At 52.6% G+C, this 19,424-nt stretch carries 16 protein-coding genes; 6 read left to right on the top strand and 10 right to left on the bottom strand.

Annotated features, from left to right (window positions below; genetic code table 11):
- Positions 1-65: 65 nt before the first annotated feature.
- From H6F91_RS16280 to H6F91_RS16270, 3 genes are all read right to left on the bottom strand, one after another.
- Complete coding sequence (locus H6F91_RS16280) at positions 66-320, bottom strand: hypothetical protein (RefSeq protein WP_242035827.1); 255 nt, start codon at positions 318-320, stop codon at positions 66-68.
- Between the two features lie 182 nt (positions 321-502).
- Positions 503-913: a hypothetical protein gene (locus H6F91_RS16275; RefSeq protein WP_190771866.1), complete on the bottom strand. Its 411-nt coding sequence runs from the start codon at positions 911-913 to the stop codon at positions 503-505.
- A gap of 31 nt (positions 914-944) precedes the next feature.
- A complete protein-coding gene (locus H6F91_RS16270) occupies positions 945-1,235 on the bottom strand; it encodes a hypothetical protein (protein ID WP_190771865.1) in 291 nt (96 codons plus the stop codon).
- A 608-nt stretch (positions 1,236-1,843) separates the two neighbouring features.
- Between H6F91_RS16270 and H6F91_RS16265 the strand changes: the two genes are divergently transcribed.
- From H6F91_RS16265 to H6F91_RS16250, 4 genes are all read left to right on the top strand, one after another.
- Positions 1,844-2,578 carry an ABC transporter ATP-binding protein gene (locus tag H6F91_RS16265; protein ID WP_199307872.1) on the top strand — a complete coding sequence of 245 codons (735 nt, stop codon included), beginning with the start codon at positions 1,844-1,846 and terminating at the stop codon, positions 2,576-2,578.
- Positions 2,579-3,230: 652 nt separating this feature from the next.
- Positions 3,231-4,553 (top strand): efflux RND transporter periplasmic adaptor subunit, encoded by a 1,323-nt coding sequence (locus tag H6F91_RS16260; RefSeq protein WP_190771864.1) that lies wholly within the window; start codon positions 3,231-3,233, stop codon positions 4,551-4,553.
- Complete coding sequence (locus tag H6F91_RS16255) at positions 4,550-5,746, top strand: ABC transporter permease (RefSeq protein ID WP_190771863.1); 1,197 nt, start codon at positions 4,550-4,552, stop codon at positions 5,744-5,746. Before H6F91_RS16260 ends, H6F91_RS16255 begins: the two co-directional genes overlap by 4 nt.
- Before the next feature lie 36 nt (positions 5,747-5,782).
- Positions 5,783-7,303, top strand: a complete 1,521-nt coding sequence (locus H6F91_RS16250; RefSeq protein ID WP_190789402.1) for a TolC family protein — start codon at positions 5,783-5,785, stop codon at positions 7,301-7,303.
- Positions 7,304-7,545: 242 nt separating this feature from the next.
- Here the strand turns inward: H6F91_RS16250 and H6F91_RS16245 are convergent, their stop codons facing one another.
- Positions 7,546-7,800: a UPF0175 family protein gene (locus H6F91_RS16245; RefSeq protein WP_190771861.1), complete on the bottom strand. Its 255-nt coding sequence runs from the start codon at positions 7,798-7,800 to the stop codon at positions 7,546-7,548.
- A gap of 336 nt (positions 7,801-8,136) precedes the next feature.
- Positions 8,137-8,640: a DUF4149 domain-containing protein gene (locus tag H6F91_RS16240; RefSeq protein WP_190771860.1), complete on the bottom strand. Its 504-nt coding sequence runs from the start codon at positions 8,638-8,640 to the stop codon at positions 8,137-8,139.
- Positions 8,641-9,667: 1,027 nt separating this feature from the next.
- Here H6F91_RS16240 and H6F91_RS16235 point away from each other — a divergent pair.
- Positions 9,668-9,955 carry a hypothetical protein gene (locus H6F91_RS16235; RefSeq protein WP_190771859.1) on the top strand — a complete coding sequence of 96 codons (288 nt, stop codon included), beginning with the start codon at positions 9,668-9,670 and terminating at the stop codon, positions 9,953-9,955.
- A gap of 177 nt (positions 9,956-10,132) precedes the next feature.
- Here the strand turns inward: H6F91_RS16235 and H6F91_RS16230 are convergent, their stop codons facing one another.
- Positions 10,133-11,092, bottom strand: coding sequence for an aldo/keto reductase family protein (locus tag H6F91_RS16230; protein ID WP_190771858.1), 960 nt, complete (start codon positions 11,090-11,092; stop codon positions 10,133-10,135).
- 284 nt (positions 11,093-11,376) lie between these two features.
- Positions 11,377-13,287 carry a tRNA uridine-5-carboxymethylaminomethyl(34) synthesis enzyme MnmG gene (gene mnmG, locus H6F91_RS16225; RefSeq protein WP_190771857.1) on the bottom strand — a complete coding sequence of 637 codons (1,911 nt, stop codon included), beginning with the start codon at positions 13,285-13,287 and terminating at the stop codon, positions 11,377-11,379.
- A gap of 497 nt (positions 13,288-13,784) precedes the next feature.
- On the opposite strand from mnmG, the gene H6F91_RS16220 reads away from it, so the two are divergent.
- Positions 13,785-14,747 carry an NAD-dependent epimerase/dehydratase family protein gene (locus H6F91_RS16220; RefSeq protein WP_190771856.1) on the top strand — a complete coding sequence of 321 codons (963 nt, stop codon included), beginning with the start codon at positions 13,785-13,787 and terminating at the stop codon, positions 14,745-14,747.
- A gap of 133 nt (positions 14,748-14,880) precedes the next feature.
- Here the strand turns inward: H6F91_RS16220 and H6F91_RS16215 are convergent, their stop codons facing one another.
- The 3 genes from H6F91_RS16215 to H6F91_RS16205 all read right to left on the bottom strand — a co-directional run bounded on the left by H6F91_RS16215 (position 14,881) and on the right by H6F91_RS16205 (position 19,347).
- Entirely contained in the window at positions 14,881-15,264 is a 384-nt protein-coding gene (locus tag H6F91_RS16215; protein ID WP_190771855.1) for a hypothetical protein, read from the bottom strand.
- Positions 15,265-15,407: 143 nt separating this feature from the next.
- Positions 15,408-17,102: a GTPase HflX gene (gene hflX / locus H6F91_RS16210; protein WP_190771854.1), complete on the bottom strand. Its 1,695-nt coding sequence runs from the start codon at positions 17,100-17,102 to the stop codon at positions 15,408-15,410.
- Between the two features lie 163 nt (positions 17,103-17,265).
- A complete protein-coding gene (locus H6F91_RS16205; protein WP_190771853.1) occupies positions 17,266-19,347 on the bottom strand; it encodes a hypothetical protein in 2,082 nt (693 codons plus the stop codon).
- Between the last annotated feature and the right edge of the window lie 77 nt (positions 19,348-19,424).

Genomic DNA, 19,424 nt, shown 5'->3' with positions numbered 1-19,424 from the left:
TGAGGTACGTGGGCTTTGTCTCACGTACCTCATCTGCTTGGAACGGGTGATAAAGCCTGGAAAGGTTAATCCACGCGGATCTCCTGGGGGTTGTTCCACCGGATAATGATCTCGCCACCCAATGCGTTGACAATATCCTCAATGATGTAGAGCTTGACATTGTCGGGGTCGTTGAGAGCTTTGCCGATGCTGGAGTTGTATTTCAGCACTGGGGGGACATCGCCATCTTCGGACCGCAATTTGCAAACTTCCTGCGTGAGTTTGTACTGGCTATAGCCCAACTGCTGCATGCGGTGAGCCAAAATTTCTTTCATGTCCATCAGGACGGTATGCCGTAAACGCTAACGGTAATCATGCTTGATTGAAGAACCCATTTGAGGTTGTTCACGGAGAGAGTCCCCGAGAAAACAATAGCTCAAATGGGTCGTGAGAGAGGATAACGGAGAAGCAACCCCATTTGGAGCGATCGCCTGTCCCATCGCTCTCAAAATGGGCTTTACACCTAGGCAGCCAAGGCCAAATCCATCGCCAAGTCCACATCGCGGTCTAAAACCATAGAAGCAATCTCGTGCCGTAGCTTGAGCTTGGCAACACTAAACGCATTCCGCAGCATCTCCAGTTGGATTTCCTTGCGGGTACGCTTCTCTCGGGCTCGTGTCAACTGCTCTTGATAGGTCCGTAGCTCTGGATGGAACCCACGCAACTCTCCGCGCTTCGCCCGACGCTGGGTGTCGTTCTTCAGCTCACGGTTGCTGGCAATGGTGTTTTCAATGCTCAGGTCAATTCGGGCGATCGCATACTCTAAACTCGCAACTTCGCGGTCGAGACGGGCGATCGCTGTCCTCAACTTGGCAATCTCATGGGGATAGTCGTTGATCGTTAATTCTGGTTTCCGAGGGGTTTGCATAACCATAGTGTGTGAATCCTTATTGAAAAAATCTGTTTTACGCCACAGCTTGACCGGCACCCGAATCCTGTTGCTGCCGCTGGTCGATCGCCCTCAGGGCGTGTTCAAAGTCGTGCCGATTAAAGGGATAGGCTCCGCTGTAAAGGTGGTAATCCATCTCATTCACGAGTGCTTCGATGGATAACTCTAACCAGCGCTGCATCGCCTCCATGAGTTCTGGATCGGTGTAGGGGTCTTCGCCCCATCGCTCCCGGAGGTTGTGCTTCAGGTCAGGCAACGCATCAGTCATGGCCTGCCGAATGCGGGCCGAGTTGATGTACAGTTCCATGGGAACTCCTCTAAAAATTGGGCTGAACGACCTCGGCTCAGAGGCGAACGATCAGACGGGATAGTTTGAAGACGGATGGGGGCAGAAAACTGGGCGATACCGCACGTTACACACGCTCGCTCACTGGCTCATATCTGTAAGCCAAGGCTGGTCAATAGAGAGAGCGATCGCCACAGCACTTAATTTATGTATTCATTATAGCGTACCTACGCTATAGAAAGGGCAAAAAATACCCTATTTAAAGCCATAAAAGCGTACTTTTGTTCTAGTGCGAAAATGGGCAGATTTGGGCCGTATAGCGGCCGCTTTAAACATCATTTCTTAAGCGCAAAGCCGACCACAGCACAGTCAAAGTTGGGCAAAATGAGGATATAGCATGAAAGTGCTATATATGGCGATCGCTCTCCTCTCAAAACCCCACTCCACAGCCCAATCAAATTACCTCTCAAAATTCCATGATGCAGGTTCGCGCTATACCCTTCTGATTGTTTAAATCCATGCGGGTTGAGTGTAATTGTTTAGCCCCTCAGGAGTGAGGCTCCTCATGGGCAGAATTTAGGGTTACAGTAGCAACGACCCCTCTCGGTGTCGGCATGATAAGGCTGGGCATGGGCGCATCAAATTCTGGTATTGAAGCGGAACGTCAGGCGGTGATTCGCCTGGATAACATTTCCCGTGTCTATGGTCAGGGAGAAGCGATGATTCGGGCGTGCGATCGCATCTCTCTCTCCATCCACGCTGGGGAGTACTGCGCTATTATTGGCCAGTCTGGTTCCGGCAAAAGCACGCTAATGAACTTGATAGGCTGCCTCGATCGCCCGACTTCAGGGCGCTACTACCTGGATGGAGTCGAGGTGTCGCAGCTTAGCAAGAGCCGCTTGGCGAGAATTCGCAACCGCAAGCTGGGCTTTGTGTTTCAGCGCTATGAGCTGCTGCCAAATCTGACGGCTCTAGAAAACGTCATTTTACCCATGATGTATGCCGGAGTAGGGCACTCGCTTCGGCGTAAACGTGCCGAGTATGCTTTGCAGCGGGTGGGGTTGAGCGATCGCCTCCACAAAAAGCCAGGGCAATTGTCGGGGGGACAGCAGCAGCGGGTGGCGATCGCCCGCGCATTGGTGAATCGTCCGGTCCTTCTGTTGGCCGATGAGCCAACGGGGGCACTGGATACGCAGTCAGCTCAAGTCATCACCCAGATTTTCGATGAACTGCATGCCAGTGGTATGACCCTGATTGTAATTACCCACTCCCAGGAAGTGGCCAGCTACAGCCAGCGCATGATCCGTATGAGTGATGGACGTATTGTAGATGATAGTGCGACGCCGGCCGCTATACCTCGTTAAGCCAAATGGGCGTAGGACAAGGCCTTACATCCATCTCTTGTACTTCATCGGCTCGGAAAGGGTTATAGATTGAGGAGCTGTATCAGCATCCGTCGAGATGTTTGAGAACTTAGTTTTTTGTTGTTCTGTTAAAACAAAAACTAAGTTCTCGCAGAATATCCAATTATGTGTTTGTCTGATAGGCCATTTTGAAAATTACTGTGTTTATGGCTCATGCTTTTTGCAATTACCTCAGGATTTTATTATTTGTCTACCCGTTTTAATAGAGCCTGATATTTTATCTCTGAATTTGATGTTTAATACTTCTCTTTTGTACTGAGTCTGGATACTTGACGGAGGCTTGTGAACATGAGCGAAAGCTGTTCTAAGTATTACACTAAGAATCATTTTCGGTGTCCTGCTTTGTATGCTATCTTTGGCTATTTCTGGAATAGTCTCGCCCACCTCATCGATATAGATAGGGTTTGTGTCGCCTGTATTTTAGAGATTTAGATTGGCATTTTGTGAGGTTGCTAGAATACAGGGTTTGGCTTTCTGTTGGCACCACTCTTTTTTGCGCGTAAAATCTCAAGAAATGTGTTCTAAAGTGTTGGCTTAAATGGTGCTGTTCAACGTCGTCTACCTGAATCTGGGTGTCAGTTAAGGGGGTTTGGTGAAACCTGATTTATCTTCGGATTTGGAGCCTCAGCAACCTCCATCCGATTTTCCTGAAAATACGTCTGCAACGGGTCTGGGTTTACTGGAGGAGGATATCGATTCTCGGCAGCGCCGAGGGGTACGTTGGATCATTGGTTCTGGTCTAGTTTTACTACTGGGATTGGGAGGCTGGTTTGCCTATCAGAAAACCTTGCGTGCCCCAGCAGAACCCGTGAGTGTGGCAACCATTCCGGCTCAGCGGGGGGATGTGGAGGTCATCGTGACTGGGTCTGGTGTGGTGGAATTGGGGGGACAGCAGACCTTCAAAGCACCAACTGATGTGACCGTGGAAGCGGTAGCCGTGAACGAGCGGCAGCGGGTAGCTAAAGGGGAGGTTTTGTTGGTGTTGCGCGATCGCAACCTACAACAGCAACTAAACCAGGCGCGGGTGGATGTGCAAAAATCCCGCAACACCTTCAACCGAGAACGAGAGCGCATTCAAGAACGTCAGGGTCGCCGCGCTCGAGCACAAGAACGGGTTCAGGAATCCCAGTCGTTGCTGGACCAGGGCTTTATTTCTGAAGACGATTTTCGAGGGGACCAAAATGCTTTGGAAGACGCTGAGAGTAGCCTGCGGGATGCGGAAGTAGATCTTGCCAATGCTGAGCTGGAGCTTCGTAATGATGAACTACAGCTGCAAACCCTGCAGGCCCAGCTTGCCGACACTCGGATTGTGGCCCCTTTCGATGCCGTTATTCTGAACGTCCTGGTTAATCCGGGGGATGGGGTTCAGCAGGAGGGGGAGTTACTCACCATCGGTGACCCCACCCAGGAAATGGTACGGCTTCAATTATTGACATTGGATGCCCAAAGGGTTCGACCCAACATGCCCGTGCGGGTCAGCGTTATTGGCCCCAATGCACGTACCTTTGCAGGCCGGATTGCTGATGTCGCGCCCCAGGCTGCTGCCCCTAGTGCCAACAATTCTGGCCGCAACGACCCAACCACTGTGGAAGCACGAGTAGTGTTGGATGCTCCCAGCCAGACCCTAATTCCCGGTAGCGATGTCAGTGTGGAAATTATTTTAGAGCGAAGCCGGAATGCGATCGCCATCCCCATTACAGCCGTTCAGAATGGAGACTCCCCCTATGTTTGGGTGCGAGGTGAGGATGGGACGGCACAGAGGCGATCGGTCGTGCTGGGGCTTCAGAGCGTGGAACAGGTGGAAATCCGGTCTGGTCTGGCTCCGGGAGACCAGATTATTCCCGTCCTTCCCTCTGGCGTTACGCTAACTCCGGGTACACCCCTCACCGCACCGGGGGAGGCTCCGTCGCCATGAGCCTCTCTCCTCTAGATTTATTGCAGGTTACATTCAACGATCTGCGAGGTAATTGGGTGCGATCGGGGCTGACGGCTCTCGGCATTTTTATGGGAGTTGCTGCGGTCAATGCCACTCTTAACATCGATGCCATTACTACGACCCAGCTCAATCAGAAGCTTGCAGAACGTGATAACCCCTACGTCTCTCCCTTTATTTACGACCCCACCTGGGATAAAGATCCACCTCGCCTCACTGCCGAGGAGATCGAAACGGCGCGTCGGGAGGTGGCGGGCATCCGTGACTATAGCTTTACGACCAACATTTGGGGCATTTCTGAGGTGCAATACCAGGATGTAGTAGCCACCCAGGTAGATATGGTTGGTGTTTCACAGAACTACCAGCAAACGACCGGACGGCAAATTCTGCAAGGGCGATTTTTCAGCCCGGTGGATTTTGAGCAGTACTACGCTGTGGTCATCGTGGATGAAGCGTTAGCCGGTCGCCTATTTCAGGACGTGTCTCCGATTGGGCAAGGTATCTATATTGCCGGAACCCGCTTCACTGTAATTGGGGTAAGCGAAACCAAGAAAAACTGGGCAGACGAAGAACCAACTGGAACCGTCTGGTTTACTCAGAGTTATACCAGTGTGCTGGCCGGCGGGTACAACATGGAACGGGCACAACTTGCTCTTGCCCAACTGAGCACTTACAAGACAGTAGAGGAATCGTTGGAAACCTTTTTCAAGCAGCGCTATCCCGGTTTTAATGTTCAGATTGGAAGTAATGCGGAAGATCTCTACAAAGAAGAACAGCAGCAGCGAGCGTCAGCCCGAGTATTGAAAGGAGTGGGGCTGCTGGCCCTGGTGATTGGCGGAGTGGGAATTGCCAATATCACAGTGGCAGCGGTGGTAGAGCGAACCCGAGAAATTGGTCTGCGGCGAGCGTTAGGTGCCACAGATCTGGAGGTGATGGCTCAGTTTATTACCGAGGCAGCGGTTCTGAGCCTGCTAGGTGGAGTCGCTGCAGTGGTAACGGTACACTTCTTGACCCAGGTGGCGGCTAAGCAAGTCTTTGAGGTTCCCTACACGTTTCGCTCGCAGGATGCAGCAATCTCCATGGGAGCTGCTTTTGCCGTAGGGGTCGGGGCCAGCCTGCTGCCAGCTTTGCGGGTCGCTCGCTTAGATATTGTTGATGCACTGCGGGGAGATTAGAGGAGGATGTTGGGCGATCGCCATCCATGGCTCAAAATGAGTCTTCTCACAGGTGTGCTGTTGGGTTCTATAGTTCCAGCCGGAACTGCACAGCCGCTCGATCCTACTATCCCAACGGGAGTTGCCCCTGTCTCTCCCCTGTTTCAGTCCACACCCCAAACTTCTCTCTCAGAATCCACTGATTTCCAACAGGTACCCCTCCGTCTGCCTCAACTCATTGATTTGGTGCTTGAAGGCAATCGCGAACTACGAGATGCCCTGCTAGAGCGGATTGTGCAGCAACAACAACTGGTGGAGGCAGAGAGCCGATTTGACCCCGACATTACTCCCCGGCTTTCCCTGGCCGTGACGCAACGCTTAGAAGATTCGGAGAATGAGTTTGTGAGGGAAGACCGCACGACCACCGATGAGTCGGCCCGGGTCACAGCCGAAACCCTGACCCCAATTGGTACCAGGTTAGAATTGGCGATCGACCCACTCGATGATCAGCCTGTCGAATTGATTGTGCGCCAACCGCTTCTGCGAGGCTTTGGTGAACGCATTAACCGGGCCCCTATCACCCAGGCACGCCTGACCGAGCAGCGTAATCAGCTGGCCCTGCAACAGCAAACCACGGAGACCATCACTCAGGCCATAACTAGCTACACTGACCTGATTCAGCAACAGGAAGCGGTTCGGATTCAGGAGCAGGCCCTGGAGCGACGTCGTGACCAGAACGCAATCATCAACGCTCTGGTACAGGCTGGTCGGCGTCCCCGAGTTGATTTGGTGGAAGCCGACGGCAATATTGCCAATGCCGAACGAGACTTGCAAAATGCACGTAACCAATTGGCCCAGGCTAATACAAATCTGCTGAATTTAATTGGTAGTGATGAGCCGATCCAGTTTGTCGCATCACTGGATGAAGTTGCTCGGTGGTTTACAGCGGCACTGGAGCAAGTACCCAGCCTGAAGCTCACGGCATTATTAGAAACGGCTTATCAACAACGGCCTGACTATCGCAGGGCTCAGCTTGCGACCCAGGTAGAGCAGGTGAGCGTGGATATTGCAGCGGATAATCAGCGCTGGCAACTGGATGCGGAGGGGCGCGCTACTATGGGCGATGATGCGGAGGCCCGATTGGGGTTGGTCGTGACCCGACCTTTGGGGGATGAACGCTTGGAGACAGAGCGCCGCCGTAGCCAGGTAAACCTGTTGCAGAGCGAAAATGAACTGGCACGTGTAACGACGGCAATTCGCAACGAGGTAACGACGCGCCTGGAGGACGTGCGATCGAATCAACTACGGGTAGAAGCAGCACGCCGAGCCTCCGAGGCGGCCGCGTTGCAATTGCAGGGCGATCGCGAAAAGTTTCGGCGGGGCCGGGGCGGGGTTACCTTACTGGATCTGAGCCAGCGAGAAGAAGCGTTGGTGAATGCCCAAAATGCACAACTGGAAGCAGAAATCGCGTTCTTGAACAGCCTGACCCAACTGGAGCAAGCGGTGGGCATTACCCTGATTACCTGGGAATCTCAGATCAATTTCACACCTGCTTTGGACGTACCAACCCTACCCTAAAGCCCGTTTAAGATGATTTCTCTTGCCCTTGGAGAGAAAAGCATCCTGTGTCATCAGGGCTTACGCAAGCCCACCATATTTAGAGCATTTACGTTGGGTGTGGTGTGCTTCGCACACCACACCCAACGTAAATGCGTAAGTCCTGGTCATGTTGGGTTAAATGTCTATGATAAAAAGTGGCACGGCGCAAAGCACCGTGCCACTTTTTATCATAGACATCTAAATTTACTTGTGATTGAACTTTATTCGCTGCAAGTGTAGACGGGATGCCCATTTACATCGGTGACAGTACAACGGCGGCTAATATCTCGATGGGCGGCAATTCGGCTGAATTCCTGTTTGTCCATCTGCGCCAGTTCGGCAGCTTTGCTAAAGGGGAGCATTTCGCGATCGTACAGAGCGATCGCCAATTCCTTCAACAACTCCTGCTCAACCTGCTGATTGGGAATCCGCAGCGCTTCCAAAACAGGATCAGGAATGATTAATTGCATCGTCATAGTGTGTTTTTCCTCATCCAGACCTATGTATAGGATGCCCTGTCAGCCGGAAGATCCCACGTTCTAAAGGTATATTTTCACACTTTGTTTTCCAGGTTTTCATACTTAATACCAATTCGATATGGAGCTGTACTATAAGGTGGCAGGGCGTGGAACAGGGCGTAGAACAGGGCGCAGCTTCATATTCTCTTTGTCCTAATTTGGCAGTCGAAATTTGTGTGCTGGCATATTAAAGAACCGTAAAAATAGATTTTTTGTAGGAACCGAGCCAAAAAAAGAGTGGAGTAAGCTCCACTCTTCTGCTAATAAACTCGCGATCGCAGCCGTTCCTTATTTTTAGGAGGATGGAAGCGTACGAGCCTGATCAATCTGCCGGAACAGCCAGAGGCCAAGGCCGAACTTGAGGATTTCCATGCTCCAGTAGCCGCCATGCAGCCAATCCATCGTGGGCGAAATGCTGAGGCGATCGCTGAACAGGTCGAGCTGTGCTCCCAGCGCTATCATTTCGGGCGTCAGAATGTAGGTGTAGAGTAGCGGGATGGTGAGAAGAAGTGTAGCCAGGGCGATCGCCCGTCGGCCATCATGGATAATCGAGTTTTGGGCTAGCACCAGTACGCCTGTCAAAACCACCGAGGCACACAGCAACTCGGTCCGATTCAGTACCCAAAACAGGCTATAGCCCACGGAGGTAAAGCCGCTTTCAGCCATCATGCCAGCAACGTATAGCGTAGGCATGACGATCAAGCTGACTACCAGACTACCGCCCAGCCACAGACCCAGGGTGAATAGAATGACGGATGCCCAGGATCTGCGCTCATTGGCAAAATTGATTGCTCTCATAATAATTCCTGATTGCTCTCCCCTTTAGCTTATCGAATTCTGCTAGTGGAAAGTGTGAACTATCGTGTCTGTCTTAGAGTTGATGGCGTGCCCTATCTCAGGTCGGATTTTGCACCAAACCCCAGAAGCTCTATTTTTCGTGTGCCTCCACGAAAAATAGAGCTTCTGGGGTTGGCTACAAGATGTGAGTTCCTCACTGGGTAGAACCGTGAAACATGAAAGAAACAGCTGTGTTTCTTAGGAATCACAAATAAAACAACCTGTAACTCTTTTTGTGGGAGTGGTAGCAAAGCCACCACTCCCACAAAAAGAGTTACAGGTTGTTCGACGCACGCTCCTTAGGAGTGTAGGAAGCTATAGAACCGGTTGAAACCCAACGGATATAGCACAAGGTGCTGGCCAGTTGATGAGGGCTTTGAAGAAGTGCTGTTACACATAAGCGAGCTTGCAAGGTTTCATCCAAAGCATACCAACTATGTTGGATCTACCAGTTTCCTGGACAGTTTTTCAACAATAATTTGGGCTGGTGTTGTAGGTCGTGTTTTTTGTGAGTGAAACGTATCGGGTAAATCTCACTTCTGTAAGTGTTAAATCCGGTTTTATTGCGATCGCCTGGTTAGTTAGGGCATTCGAAGCTAATTAAAGGCAATGCCTTCAATTAGCTTCGAATGCCTAACTAACCAGGCCAAGGCTATCCGGGGGCGGGTAAAGTCCACCGCCCTCGTAAAACTGCTTGTATCCAACGCTTGGGCAGGGAGAATACCTTCTCAAAAATCGTGCGATTAAGGCTGCGAGCTGTTTAGCAAGTTCAGTTAAACGCAGTGGTTCCTTGAAAAAGGGTTACTTTCAGGTGCGTATTTAATGGTTCAAGTTTGATTCTGGGATGAAATTTGCACAGTTGGCGGAACTATATTCCGCTAAGTTGCCATGGGTTGTTAGGAGAAGACTTGGTTAAAGTAGAGACATCCCTGAACAAAGCCCCATTCCATTATTCGAGTTGTGTTGTTACCTGAAGGATTTGACCGGAATGAGTGGTGATTTGATTGATTTCTACCAAAGTTGGGTAATCGAATTGGTGAAGGAGGAAGACGGCTACCGTAGCGTTTGCTATTCGGCCTCTCGAAAGCGTCTTCATATTCGTCAGGTGTATGAAGAACAGTTTCAGGCCATTCGGGCGGCGAAACAACTGATTAGCCGCTATGAAGCCTGTAGCCAACTGAGCCAATTGGTGCGGGATTGGTACGAGCAACATCAACTCAGTCTGGAGGAATGGCGATCGCTAAATGCCTCCCTGTTTGATTGGGTTTTCGACTAATTTTTCGGGCTTTTAGCCCCCTGCTTTGGTTTTGTTAAGTGTGTTCCCTGCTGAAGACTGTATCAACAACACAAAGTCTAAAACTCGGCCCTGCGACTGGAGCCGAGTTTTTTTTAGCTTATGCATACTTGCTGGGTATGGTGTACGCACACGACACCTAGCAAGCAACCCGTTACTTTACCGGGCTGCGGTTTGAGGCATGGCTGGAGCCAGAACGTTATCAATCTCCCGCAGTATCTCAGCACTCAGCTCAACGTCAGATGCAGCTGCGTTGTCCGCTAACTGTTCGGGGCGACTGGCTCCAACGATTGCCGACGACACGCGCTCATCACGTAGAATCCAGGCGAGGGCCAGTTGAGCCATGGAGATATTAAGCCGTTCGGCAATAGGTTTGAGGTTTTGAACGGCAGCGAGGGTGCGATCGCTCATCAAATCATTCATAAATCCATTCATCTTGTCATTGGATGCGCGGGAATCCTGGGGTGGTGCTTCACCGGGTTTGTATTTTCCAGTCAAGACTCCTTGGGCTAAAGGTGACCACACAATTTGGCCAATCCCATGGGCTGCACATAGGGGAAAAACTTCTGCTTCAGGCTGTCGCCATAACATTGAGTATTGGGGCTGGCTAGACACAAACTTGGCCGCATCGGGCATATCTAACGCGGCTTGAATTTGGCTAGCGTTCCATTCGCTAAAGCCGATGTAGCGGGCTTTTCCCTGCTGTACGACTTCCGTGAGCGCCATCATGGTTTCTTCCAGAGGTGTATTCACGTCGTAGCGATGGCACTGGTAGAGATCCACATAATCTACGCGAAGTCGTTGTAGAGAGGCATCCACTTGTTTGCGGATTTGTGCTGCAGATAGACCGCGATCGGTATCTGACATGGGAAAGTACACTTTGGTCGCGAGAACATAGGAGCTGCGATCGACTCCCTGCAACACTTCCCCTAACAGAGATTCTGCTGCACCGCGCCCGTAAACATTGGCGGTGTCAATAAAGTTGATGCCCAGATCAAAGGCTTTGTGGATACACGCTTCGGCCTGTTGCCGCTCGACTCCCCCACTGTAGGTTAACCACGACCCCAAGCTGATCTCAGAAACATTCAGATCACTGCTACCGAGTCTCCGATACTTCATAGCTATGAATCCGTTTTAGTGTTGTCTCCCGCAGTGTGAGGGAAATGCTGAAGGGATTCATCATCAATTTGGGTGGTTTTCAAAGCTTATTCACCTTGCTGTGTCTGGTGAGAAAACTCAACGAACACAGCAAATTACGCCATATGTAGCGGATGGTGAATCAGTCAGCCCATTCTGAAGTGCGTTTTAGTCAAAGTCACCCATTTTGTTGAGTTGAGTACGTCTCATACACTCGACTCAACAAAATGCATCACTTGTAATCAACTGGTGTCAGCCTACAGCGGCTAAACTGCTGCGGCTTTTCGGCGAGCGCTGATCTCTAGATGTAGGAGCAGCGCGTTAATATCGGCTGGATTCACGCCACCAATACGTGCGGCCTGACCAATGGTCAGGGGCCGTACTGCTGCCAGCTTCTCACGCGACTCCTTAGAAAGAGTGTCGATGGTGTGGTAATCCAGATCTGCGGGGAGGGGACGGTTTGCCTGGCGGCTGATCTGGTCGATCTGATTCTGCTGCCGTTGTAAGTATCCGGAATATTTAATTTCAATTTCGACGCCATCCCGTTCCTCCCGGTTCAGGGATGCATTGCCTAATCCGTAATGTGTCAGGTTGCCGTAGTGGAAACCGGGACGACGCAGTAAATCGGCCAGCGTAATCGAACCTTTGATTGCTTGCTGAGTATCCTCCACGATCTGTTGACCGATCGCATCGTGTTGTTTAACGCGGGTGCTGTGAAGGCGTTCTTTTTCAGCCGCGATCGCCTCCTGCTTCTGGGTATACAAATCCCAGCGGCGATCGTCAATCAGGCCAATCTCGCGGCCCAGAGGGGTGAGCCGCTGATCGGCATTGTCGGAGCGCAGAATAAGCCGATACTCGGATCGTGAGGTTAGCATCCGATACGGTTCCCGCAAATCCTTTGTGCACAGGTCGTCGATGAGCGTGCCGATATAGCTCTGCTCACGGGGAAAGACGATCATCTCTTGGCCCTGGGCAAAGCGTACGGCGTTAATGCCTGCTACTAAGCCCTGAGCCGCGGCTTCTTCGTAGCCAGTGGTGCCATTAATTTGTCCGGCACAGAATAGCCCCTCTACTTTCTTCGTCATTAGCGTGGGGTAGCACTGGGTAGCCGGAATGTAATCGTACTCCACGGCATAGGCAGGGCGTAGCATAATGCAGTTTTCGAGGCCGGGGAGCGATCGCAACATCTGCAACTGTAGGTTTTCGGGCAACCCGGTGGAGAACCCCTGGATGTAGAGTTCTGGGCTATCCCGTCCTTCTGGCTCAATGAAGATTTGGTGAGAATCCTTATCGACGAACCGTACAATTTTGTCTTCAATACTGGGGCAGTAGCGTGGCCCCTTGGCATCAACCCAACCCCCATAGACCGGAGACATGTGCAGGTTTTCCCGAATCAGGCGGTGAGTTTCTGCTGTCGTGCGGGTTAAATAGCACGGCATCTGCTCCCGCTCTACCCAGACCTCCGGATCAAAGCTGAACCAGCGCACATCCTCATCACCGGGTTGCAACTCCATGGCGGTGTAATCGACTGAGCGCCGATCCACCCGGGCTGGAGTTCCTGTTTTTAAGCGCCCGACTTCAAACCCGATCTGATTCAGGGTTTCCGTTAGTCCTTCGGCGGCGAATTCCCCGGCTCGTCCAGCTGCCATCGACTTGTTGCCAACCCAGATGCGTCCGCCCAGAAATGTCCCGGTGGTCAAAATCACAGCTTTGCAGCCGAAGGCAACGCCGAAGTAGGTTTCTACCCCAATGATTTCGTCGTTCTTGCCCAAGACCAGGTCGGTTACCATACTTTCCCGCACCATCAAGTTGGGCTGGTTCTCGATAATCCCCTTCATGATGGCGGCGTATTCGCGCTTGTCGGTCTGTGCTCGCAATGCCCATACCGCAGGGCCTCGCGATATATTCAGCACCCGCTTTTGCAGGTAAGTGCGATCGGCCATCTTGCCGATTTCGCCTCCCAAAGCATCTACCTCGTGGGTCAACTGCGACTTCGCTGGCCCCCCGACTGCCGGATTGCAGGGCTGCCAGGCGATCTTGTCCAGATTGAGGGTGAGCAGGAGGGTGCGGCATCCCAACCGCGCCGACGCGAGTGCCGCCTCACAGCCAGAGTGACCCGCACCAACGACGATGACATCAAAACAATCTTGAAATTCGACAGTGGAAGGGGAGGACATGGGCGATCGCATAACTCAATCAATCTTCTATTCTAAAGCTACAGCTCTTTTTCATAAGGACGTTGCTAGTGGGAGACAGCAATTCTCAGTATGGGCACCAAAGCCAAGAGTTCACACCCTACGGGCGTGAACTCTTGGCTTTGGTGCCCGAAAACCGCGCGCCTTTAGCGCGCGGTTTTCGGGCCTGATTTCAAAATGAGAATTGCTGAGTGGGAGATGAGGTGGAAAACTGTAGTCTTCCACCTCATCTCCCACTAGCAACGGCTTCATCAGGGGAAAAAGAGCTGACAGAGCTGTGAGAGCCAAGACGGCAAAATAATTGGTCAATTCAATGTCGTGGGCTTGCGTAAGTTCTATCTTCTTGGAAATAGAAATTTAGTTTAGAGAGTTTTTGAAGGTGGCACATTGCATTGCCCTCAGAAGCATCCCTGGCTCAAAATGGCGTTAATAACGGGCGATACAATGATTCTGTCTTGTTCAACAGTTTGGATACAGCCATGAGAGCACTGGTTACAGGGGCGAATGGATTTACAGGCTCCCATCTGGTCAAAGCTTTGATTGATCGTGGGCATACAGTGGTGGCATTGGTGCGCAAGACCAGTGACCTATCCCGGCTGGAAGGGCTGCCCGTAGAGTTTGCCTATGGGGATGTAACCGATACCGATGCGGTGAAGCAAGCCATGAGCGGCATTGATTGGGTATTCCACGTCGCTGCCTATGTGGAGTTGGGCGTTGTGGATGCAGCTCGTATGGAGCGGGTGAATGTGCAGGGGACCGCTAACGTGCTGGCGGCAGCCCGAGCGGCTCAGGTACAAAAGATGCTCTATTGCAGCACGATTGGGGTTTACGGTGATACCCAGGGTCGAGTGATTGACGAAACCTTTCAGCGGACTCAAAAAGATTTTTCGTCGGCCTACGATTCCACGAAGTACAAGGCGCAGCAGTTGGTGGATCAGGCGGTAGCGGAAGGCTTTTCGGTGGTGAGTGTGATGCCCTCGGGTATCTTTGGGCCAGATGACCCGCACTTTGGCCCAGTGCTTCAGGCCTTTCGCAGTGGCAAGTTGAAGGTATGGGCGGGAGGCGATCGCATCACCGGCATTGTTCACGTCGATGATCTCGTCGATCTGATGCTGCTGGCGATCGAAAAAGCTCCGTCAGGTGCTCACTACATTGCCTCGGCTGGGGAAATGACAACCCGTGAAATGTTCCAGATTGTGGGTGAAGCTAACCAACTCGCTGCCCCCGCCGAAATGCCTCCTCCGGTGGTGCGGATCGTGGGTAATCTGCTTGATCCCATTGGCCGTGTGCTGAAGTGGCAACCGCCGATCAGTAAGGAGCGGGTGCATTATCTATACGATCGCTGTGTGCGTGTCGATGGAAGTAAGGCTATACGGGAGTTAGGTTGGCAGCCGCGATCGCCCGAAGTGGTCATCCGCGAACTGGCGTCTTTAGGAGCTTAACCGCCGCTGTCTTGTTGATATTGATCAATGACACTGGCAGAAAAACTAGTACGCTGAGGCGGAATCCATCACCTATGTTTTTGTGTGGGGTGCGAAGCACCCCACACAAAAACATAGGTTGCAAACGTGAAGACTAGGTGGGCAAATTAGCATCTGGATCAGTGGGCATCACCATCGGGTCGGTATCAGGCAGAGCCCCTTGCATGTCCGGGTCAGGCAGGTCGGGGTTATTTTGCAGATTCACCTGTCCTGGGCTATGCTCCTCTCCCGTTGAGAAGGAGCCACCTGTTGTAGAAACTCCGGCGGTTTTAGCATCACCGGAGGAAGCCCGTGAAACGTTGGTGGCAATGGGATCCGAAATGGGTTCGCCTTCAGGCTGGGAACCATCGGTGGCGGTGCGAGCATCCAGCATGGCACTGCCCGATACGTTCGTGGGGGCCATAGGTTGGGCTTGCTCGGATGAGATAACTGCCTGATCAGGATTATTGCTGGAATCTGACAGGGATGGGTCGTTCATGGTTGTTTCTCAATATTGACAACATTGAAGTGAATGGCAATGAAGTGATAAGCCTACCCTCATGCTAGGAAGGCGATCGCCCTCTTTCCTCTAACAAACGGGGGAAGCTCTGATCTGGGAGTGGGCTCTATGGGAGGAACCCGTCACCCGTCAGCTTGAGACGCAATGGGAACGGATTCAACCCATTCAAATAGGCGTTGTTGCAGAGTGTTGAGCCCTAAGCGATGAGTGGCAGAGATAAAGACTGCATCTGGATGGAGGGCTTGAGCCCGAGCTAGGGCTTCGCTGCTGGTGCGATCGACTTTGTTAAACACCAACAGTTCTCGGGGAGGAATATCGGGTAATTCAGAGAGCACTTCAGCGACGGATTGGATATGCCGCTCCCAGGCAGGATGGGAGAGATCGACCACATGCACCAGCGCATAGGCTTCGCTCACCTCCTCCAGGGTGGCACGGAATGCGTCCATCAGGGCGGGCGGGAGATGGTGAATAAAACCTACGGTGTCGGTGAGCAGGATATCGCGGCGCGTTTGGGCTTCGGGGTCTGCGATGGTGAGGCGGCGGGTGGTGGGGTCGAGAGTGGCAAAGAGTTGGTCCGCAGTATACACCTCAGCGTGGGTCAGCACGTTTAGCAGGGTGGATTTACCCGCGTTGGTGTAACCTACCAGGGCAAAGGTGGGAATCTCTTGCTGTTCTCGCTGGTGCCGTAGTCGAGCGCGATGGGCTTGTAGCTGGTTGACATCCTGTTGGAGCTGGGCAATGCGACGCTGGATGGTGCGGCGTTCCGTTTCCAGGCGAGTTTCCCCAGGGCCACGGGTTCCAATTCCAGCACCGAGGCGGGACATGGTGCGCCCCTGCCCCCGCAATCGAGGCAGACGATACTCAAGCTGTGCCAATTCGACCTGGAGTTTTCCGGCTTGCGATCGCGCCCGCTGCGCAAAAATATCCAGAATGACTTCCGTGCGATCGACCACGCGCAGGCCAATCTCGTCTTCCAGATTTCGAGCCTGAGAGGGCGAAATGTCTTGATTAAATACAATTAAGTTGGCTCCCACCCGTTGAGCTTCGGCGCGGATTTCGTCTAATTTGCCCTGCCCAACGACGGTCTTGGGATGGGGTTGCGATCGCTTCTGCTGCACCATGCCCACCACTTCTGCATCGGCGCTATCTACCAAACGTTCTAGCTCAGCAACGCTGTCGTCAAAGGCGCGGTCGGCCAGGTCATCTGTTTCTACCGCCACGATCAGAACGCGATCGTGATCGGCCTCAGATGGATGTAGCTGATTCAAATCAATGCCAGCATCCTGAAGCTCTCGTTCCCAGCTATGAATCAGGTCATCGGCATCCTGGTCTGTTAGGTCATCTAGACTGAATGACTCCACCATCCAGGGCTGCTCCAGGTCGGGTGCCAGGTGAGCTAAAAACACGTCTTGAATCGTCCCTGCATTTGGGTTATTACGACCGCCATTCTCAAGGGCTAAAACAACAAGGGCATCCAACCGTTGCTGCACCATAGCGACCAGATCGCCCGAGTCGTAGGGGCGGGCCTGAGCCACGATGCAACGAATTCCGCTGAGGCGATCGCCACTCTTCCGGGGCAAGGCTTCTTCCCTTAATTGGGTTTGCGCGGGAGTGCCTACGGCCACTCGCACGAACTGCCCTCGGCGGTTGATGTAGCAGGAAATGGGATGGTGAATGGCAGCACTCAGGTCGGCAAGTTGCTCAGCTAGCTCGGGGGTGAGGAAGCGATCGCCCGGTTGCCGCTGCTCCTGAAGTTTCTCAAGCTGTTTGATGTGATTGGCTTTGAGGCCTTGAAGATCGCCATAGATTTTAGCCATGATACGTACCCGCTGAAAAAGAGTGAAGGGATAGAACGCGGATTTGAAACGGGTTGGCTCCCCAGGTTGTGACCTGGGGAGCCAGATTGTGTGTCAGGTGGTGGAAGCAAAGTGGAATCTAGCGCTGAAATGACATTCCATGCTGTTTCTCCTAATCAAGTCTTTAGTTAAGCAACCCCGATACAGAAACTGCCGAAGATTCTGGCCTATCCGCCTCTACTCTGACCGCCTCCGGCAGAATGGTGGGCTCATCGTCGATCGCCAGCAAAAATTGAATTAATGCGGTCTGATCCTCCGGACTGAAACCGGCCCTGGCATCCACCCAATATTCATGGCCGCTGCCATCTGCATGAATCATCTGCAAATCGGGGTTCTGACGATTGGCGGTGACGGCAACTTGCCGTAGATTGCGATCGAGTAGGACCCGCAAGCTGGCCTCTGGATCGGGTTTGCGGTTCTGTACCAGCGTGCCGGCCAAGCCTATCTCATCCGGATTGGCAACGCTATAGCTGCCGTCTGCGTCCTGTTGCAGGGCAGTGGCGGTGGCAGCCGCCCCACCATCATGAAGATAGGGAGCCGTCACATAAAGCCCCACCAAGTTCTGCACCTTATAGCCCCCATTGCTGTTGAACGCGTAGGCAAGCTCCTGGTTCTGTTCGGGAGTAATGTCTGTGGGAACCGAGAGAATTTTGGGCTCTGTGGGCAGTGGCACCCGAATATTGGCGGGATAGGTTTCAGGGGGCACCATCGCGGGTGGCAATTTCGCCAGGGCTGTGGCGCGGGAGGGCTGTGACTTCACTTCCTCGATAGGAATGACATCGTGGTTGGTGAAATAGCGACCGCTATGGCACTGAGCGCAATTGGCATTGGCAAATACTGCGGCCCCTTGCTTAAGGGTGTCCGGCTCGACCTCAAAGGGATAAGGGGGTGGCGCCAGGGTGTTCTGGTAGGCGGACATGCCATTGACCTGACTGGCGAAAGGCTTACCGGGGGAATTAGCCACCAGCCCATCCAGAATGAAGACGGAACCTTTGGGAAATCCTGGCATTCGCACCACCTGATTGAGGCCGGGAGTGCCGGGGGTGGGGTCGCCTTTCTCAAAGAATTCGGATGGTTTTGCTCCATCGGGTAGCCGAAATCTCGAATCTGCGGCGTTTTGCAGCATTGTCCCCAGCATGGTCTCCTGGTCCATCCCCAGCAAATATTTGCTGAAGTAGGCTCCGGTAGTGGGGTCGGAGTTGACGGCATGAACGTTGTTGTTGAGGGTGGTCAACCCGTGGAACCAGCCCACTGAAGCGAAGCCACTCCAACCATAAGGGTAGGTGTCGTGGGTGTAGGAGGACGGAATTTGGGCTGGATTGTTGACGTTATCGGGGCTGGAATCGAAATTCCCCGGTGCCCAGGCGAGTAGCTGTGCATCGACGGCATCTTCCAGAGCTTTAGCATCGGGCAGTTTCACCGTTTGACCAAAGCCGTTAATGTAGGAGCGATCGCCCAACCCCACGGTCAACGGATTCACCCCCGTTTGCCGGAACATGGCGGCAGAGTTAGTGGCGAATGCCTGCAACAATCCTGAATCTAAATCACTGTTGGGGGCACCTTCTAAAACACGCCCAGTTTCGGCATCAACGGTGGAATGGCAGACAGCACAGCTTAAACCAACCCGCAGCTTTGCACCTTCTTTATGGGCAATCATTCCCAGGGGCAGCAGGCTACCTTTCGGTACATCCAGTCCCGTATTCAGCACGGTTCCCGCTGGAAAGTTGCGGCCTCCAACGGTGACATCCTGATCCAGCTTAATTTGCAGGTTGGTTGTGGGTTGCCCTTTCAGAGCCAGAATCGCTTTGCCCATGCTGATGGGGTTAATAGGACCTGCGATGGCCCCCACCACATCGGTAAAGAAATACTCGTTGCCGAAGGTTTCCCGGTAGAAGGCATCGCGTCCTAACTCAATCAAATCATCCGTAATGGCAAGGGCACCCTGTTCGGGGGCTAGTTGCACGCGACCCGCTTCTGTTTGCCTTAAAACGTCTGCCTCTTCTGCACTCACAACTCGGCCCAGGATATCAAAGGAACCAACCTGAGAAGGCGGAGCCTGGGTAACGGGCGTGAAGGTATTTTTGAGGTCAGGGGCTTTCGTGGGAAAGGTTAATTTGATGTTGTAGGCTAACAGGACAACGCTAACCAGAACGATCAGAAGTGCCAGAATGGGGCGGCGTTTGGGGGTATTGATGCTATCCGACATCGGTAATCTAGAGCCTGCTTAGCCAGAAGGTGCATATCTCCGATACCATCGCAAATTTGGAGTAGGGCTATATCTAT

Source organism: Leptolyngbya sp. FACHB-8 (assembly GCF_014695575.1).
Classification (GTDB): Bacteria; Cyanobacteriota; Cyanobacteriia; order Elainellales; family Elainellaceae; genus Vacuolonema.
Note: the sequence above shows the minus strand (reverse complement) of the source record. Positions and strands in the feature narration are given on the sequence as shown.

Bases quoted from the DNA above. Each gene is read 5' to 3' on its own strand.
- H6F91_RS16280 (WP_242035827.1), bottom strand. From the start codon at position 320: ATGGACATGAAAGAAATTTTGGCTCACCGCATGCAGCAGTTGGGCTAT.
- H6F91_RS16275 (WP_190771866.1), bottom strand. From the start codon at position 913: ATGGTTATGCAAACCCCTCGGAAACCAGAATTAACGATCAACGACTAT.
- H6F91_RS16270 (WP_190771865.1), bottom strand. From the start codon at position 1,235: ATGGAACTGTACATCAACTCGGCCCGCATTCGGCAGGCCATGACTGAT.
- H6F91_RS16265 (WP_199307872.1), top strand. From the start codon at position 1,844: ATGGGCGCATCAAATTCTGGTATTGAAGCGGAACGTCAGGCGGTGATT.
- H6F91_RS16255 (WP_190771863.1), top strand. From the start codon at position 4,550: ATGAGCCTCTCTCCTCTAGATTTATTGCAGGTTACATTCAACGATCTG.
- H6F91_RS16250 (WP_190789402.1), top strand. From the start codon at position 5,783: ATGAGTCTTCTCACAGGTGTGCTGTTGGGTTCTATAGTTCCAGCCGGA.
- H6F91_RS16245 (WP_190771861.1), bottom strand. From the start codon at position 7,800: ATGACGATGCAATTAATCATTCCTGATCCTGTTTTGGAAGCGCTGCGG.
- H6F91_RS16240 (WP_190771860.1), bottom strand. From the start codon at position 8,640: ATGAGAGCAATCAATTTTGCCAATGAGCGCAGATCCTGGGCATCCGTC.
- H6F91_RS16235 (WP_190771859.1), top strand. From the start codon at position 9,668: ATGAGTGGTGATTTGATTGATTTCTACCAAAGTTGGGTAATCGAATTG.
- H6F91_RS16230 (WP_190771858.1), bottom strand. From the start codon at position 11,092: ATGAAGTATCGGAGACTCGGTAGCAGTGATCTGAATGTTTCTGAGATC.
- mnmG (WP_190771857.1), bottom strand. From the start codon at position 13,287: ATGTCCTCCCCTTCCACTGTCGAATTTCAAGATTGTTTTGATGTCATC.
- H6F91_RS16220 (WP_190771856.1), top strand. From the start codon at position 13,785: ATGAGAGCACTGGTTACAGGGGCGAATGGATTTACAGGCTCCCATCTG.
- H6F91_RS16215 (WP_190771855.1), bottom strand. From the start codon at position 15,264: ATGAACGACCCATCCCTGTCAGATTCCAGCAATAATCCTGATCAGGCA.
- hflX (WP_190771854.1), bottom strand. From the start codon at position 17,102: ATGGCTAAAATCTATGGCGATCTTCAAGGCCTCAAAGCCAATCACATC.
- H6F91_RS16205 (WP_190771853.1), bottom strand. From the start codon at position 19,347: ATGTCGGATAGCATCAATACCCCCAAACGCCGCCCCATTCTGGCACTT.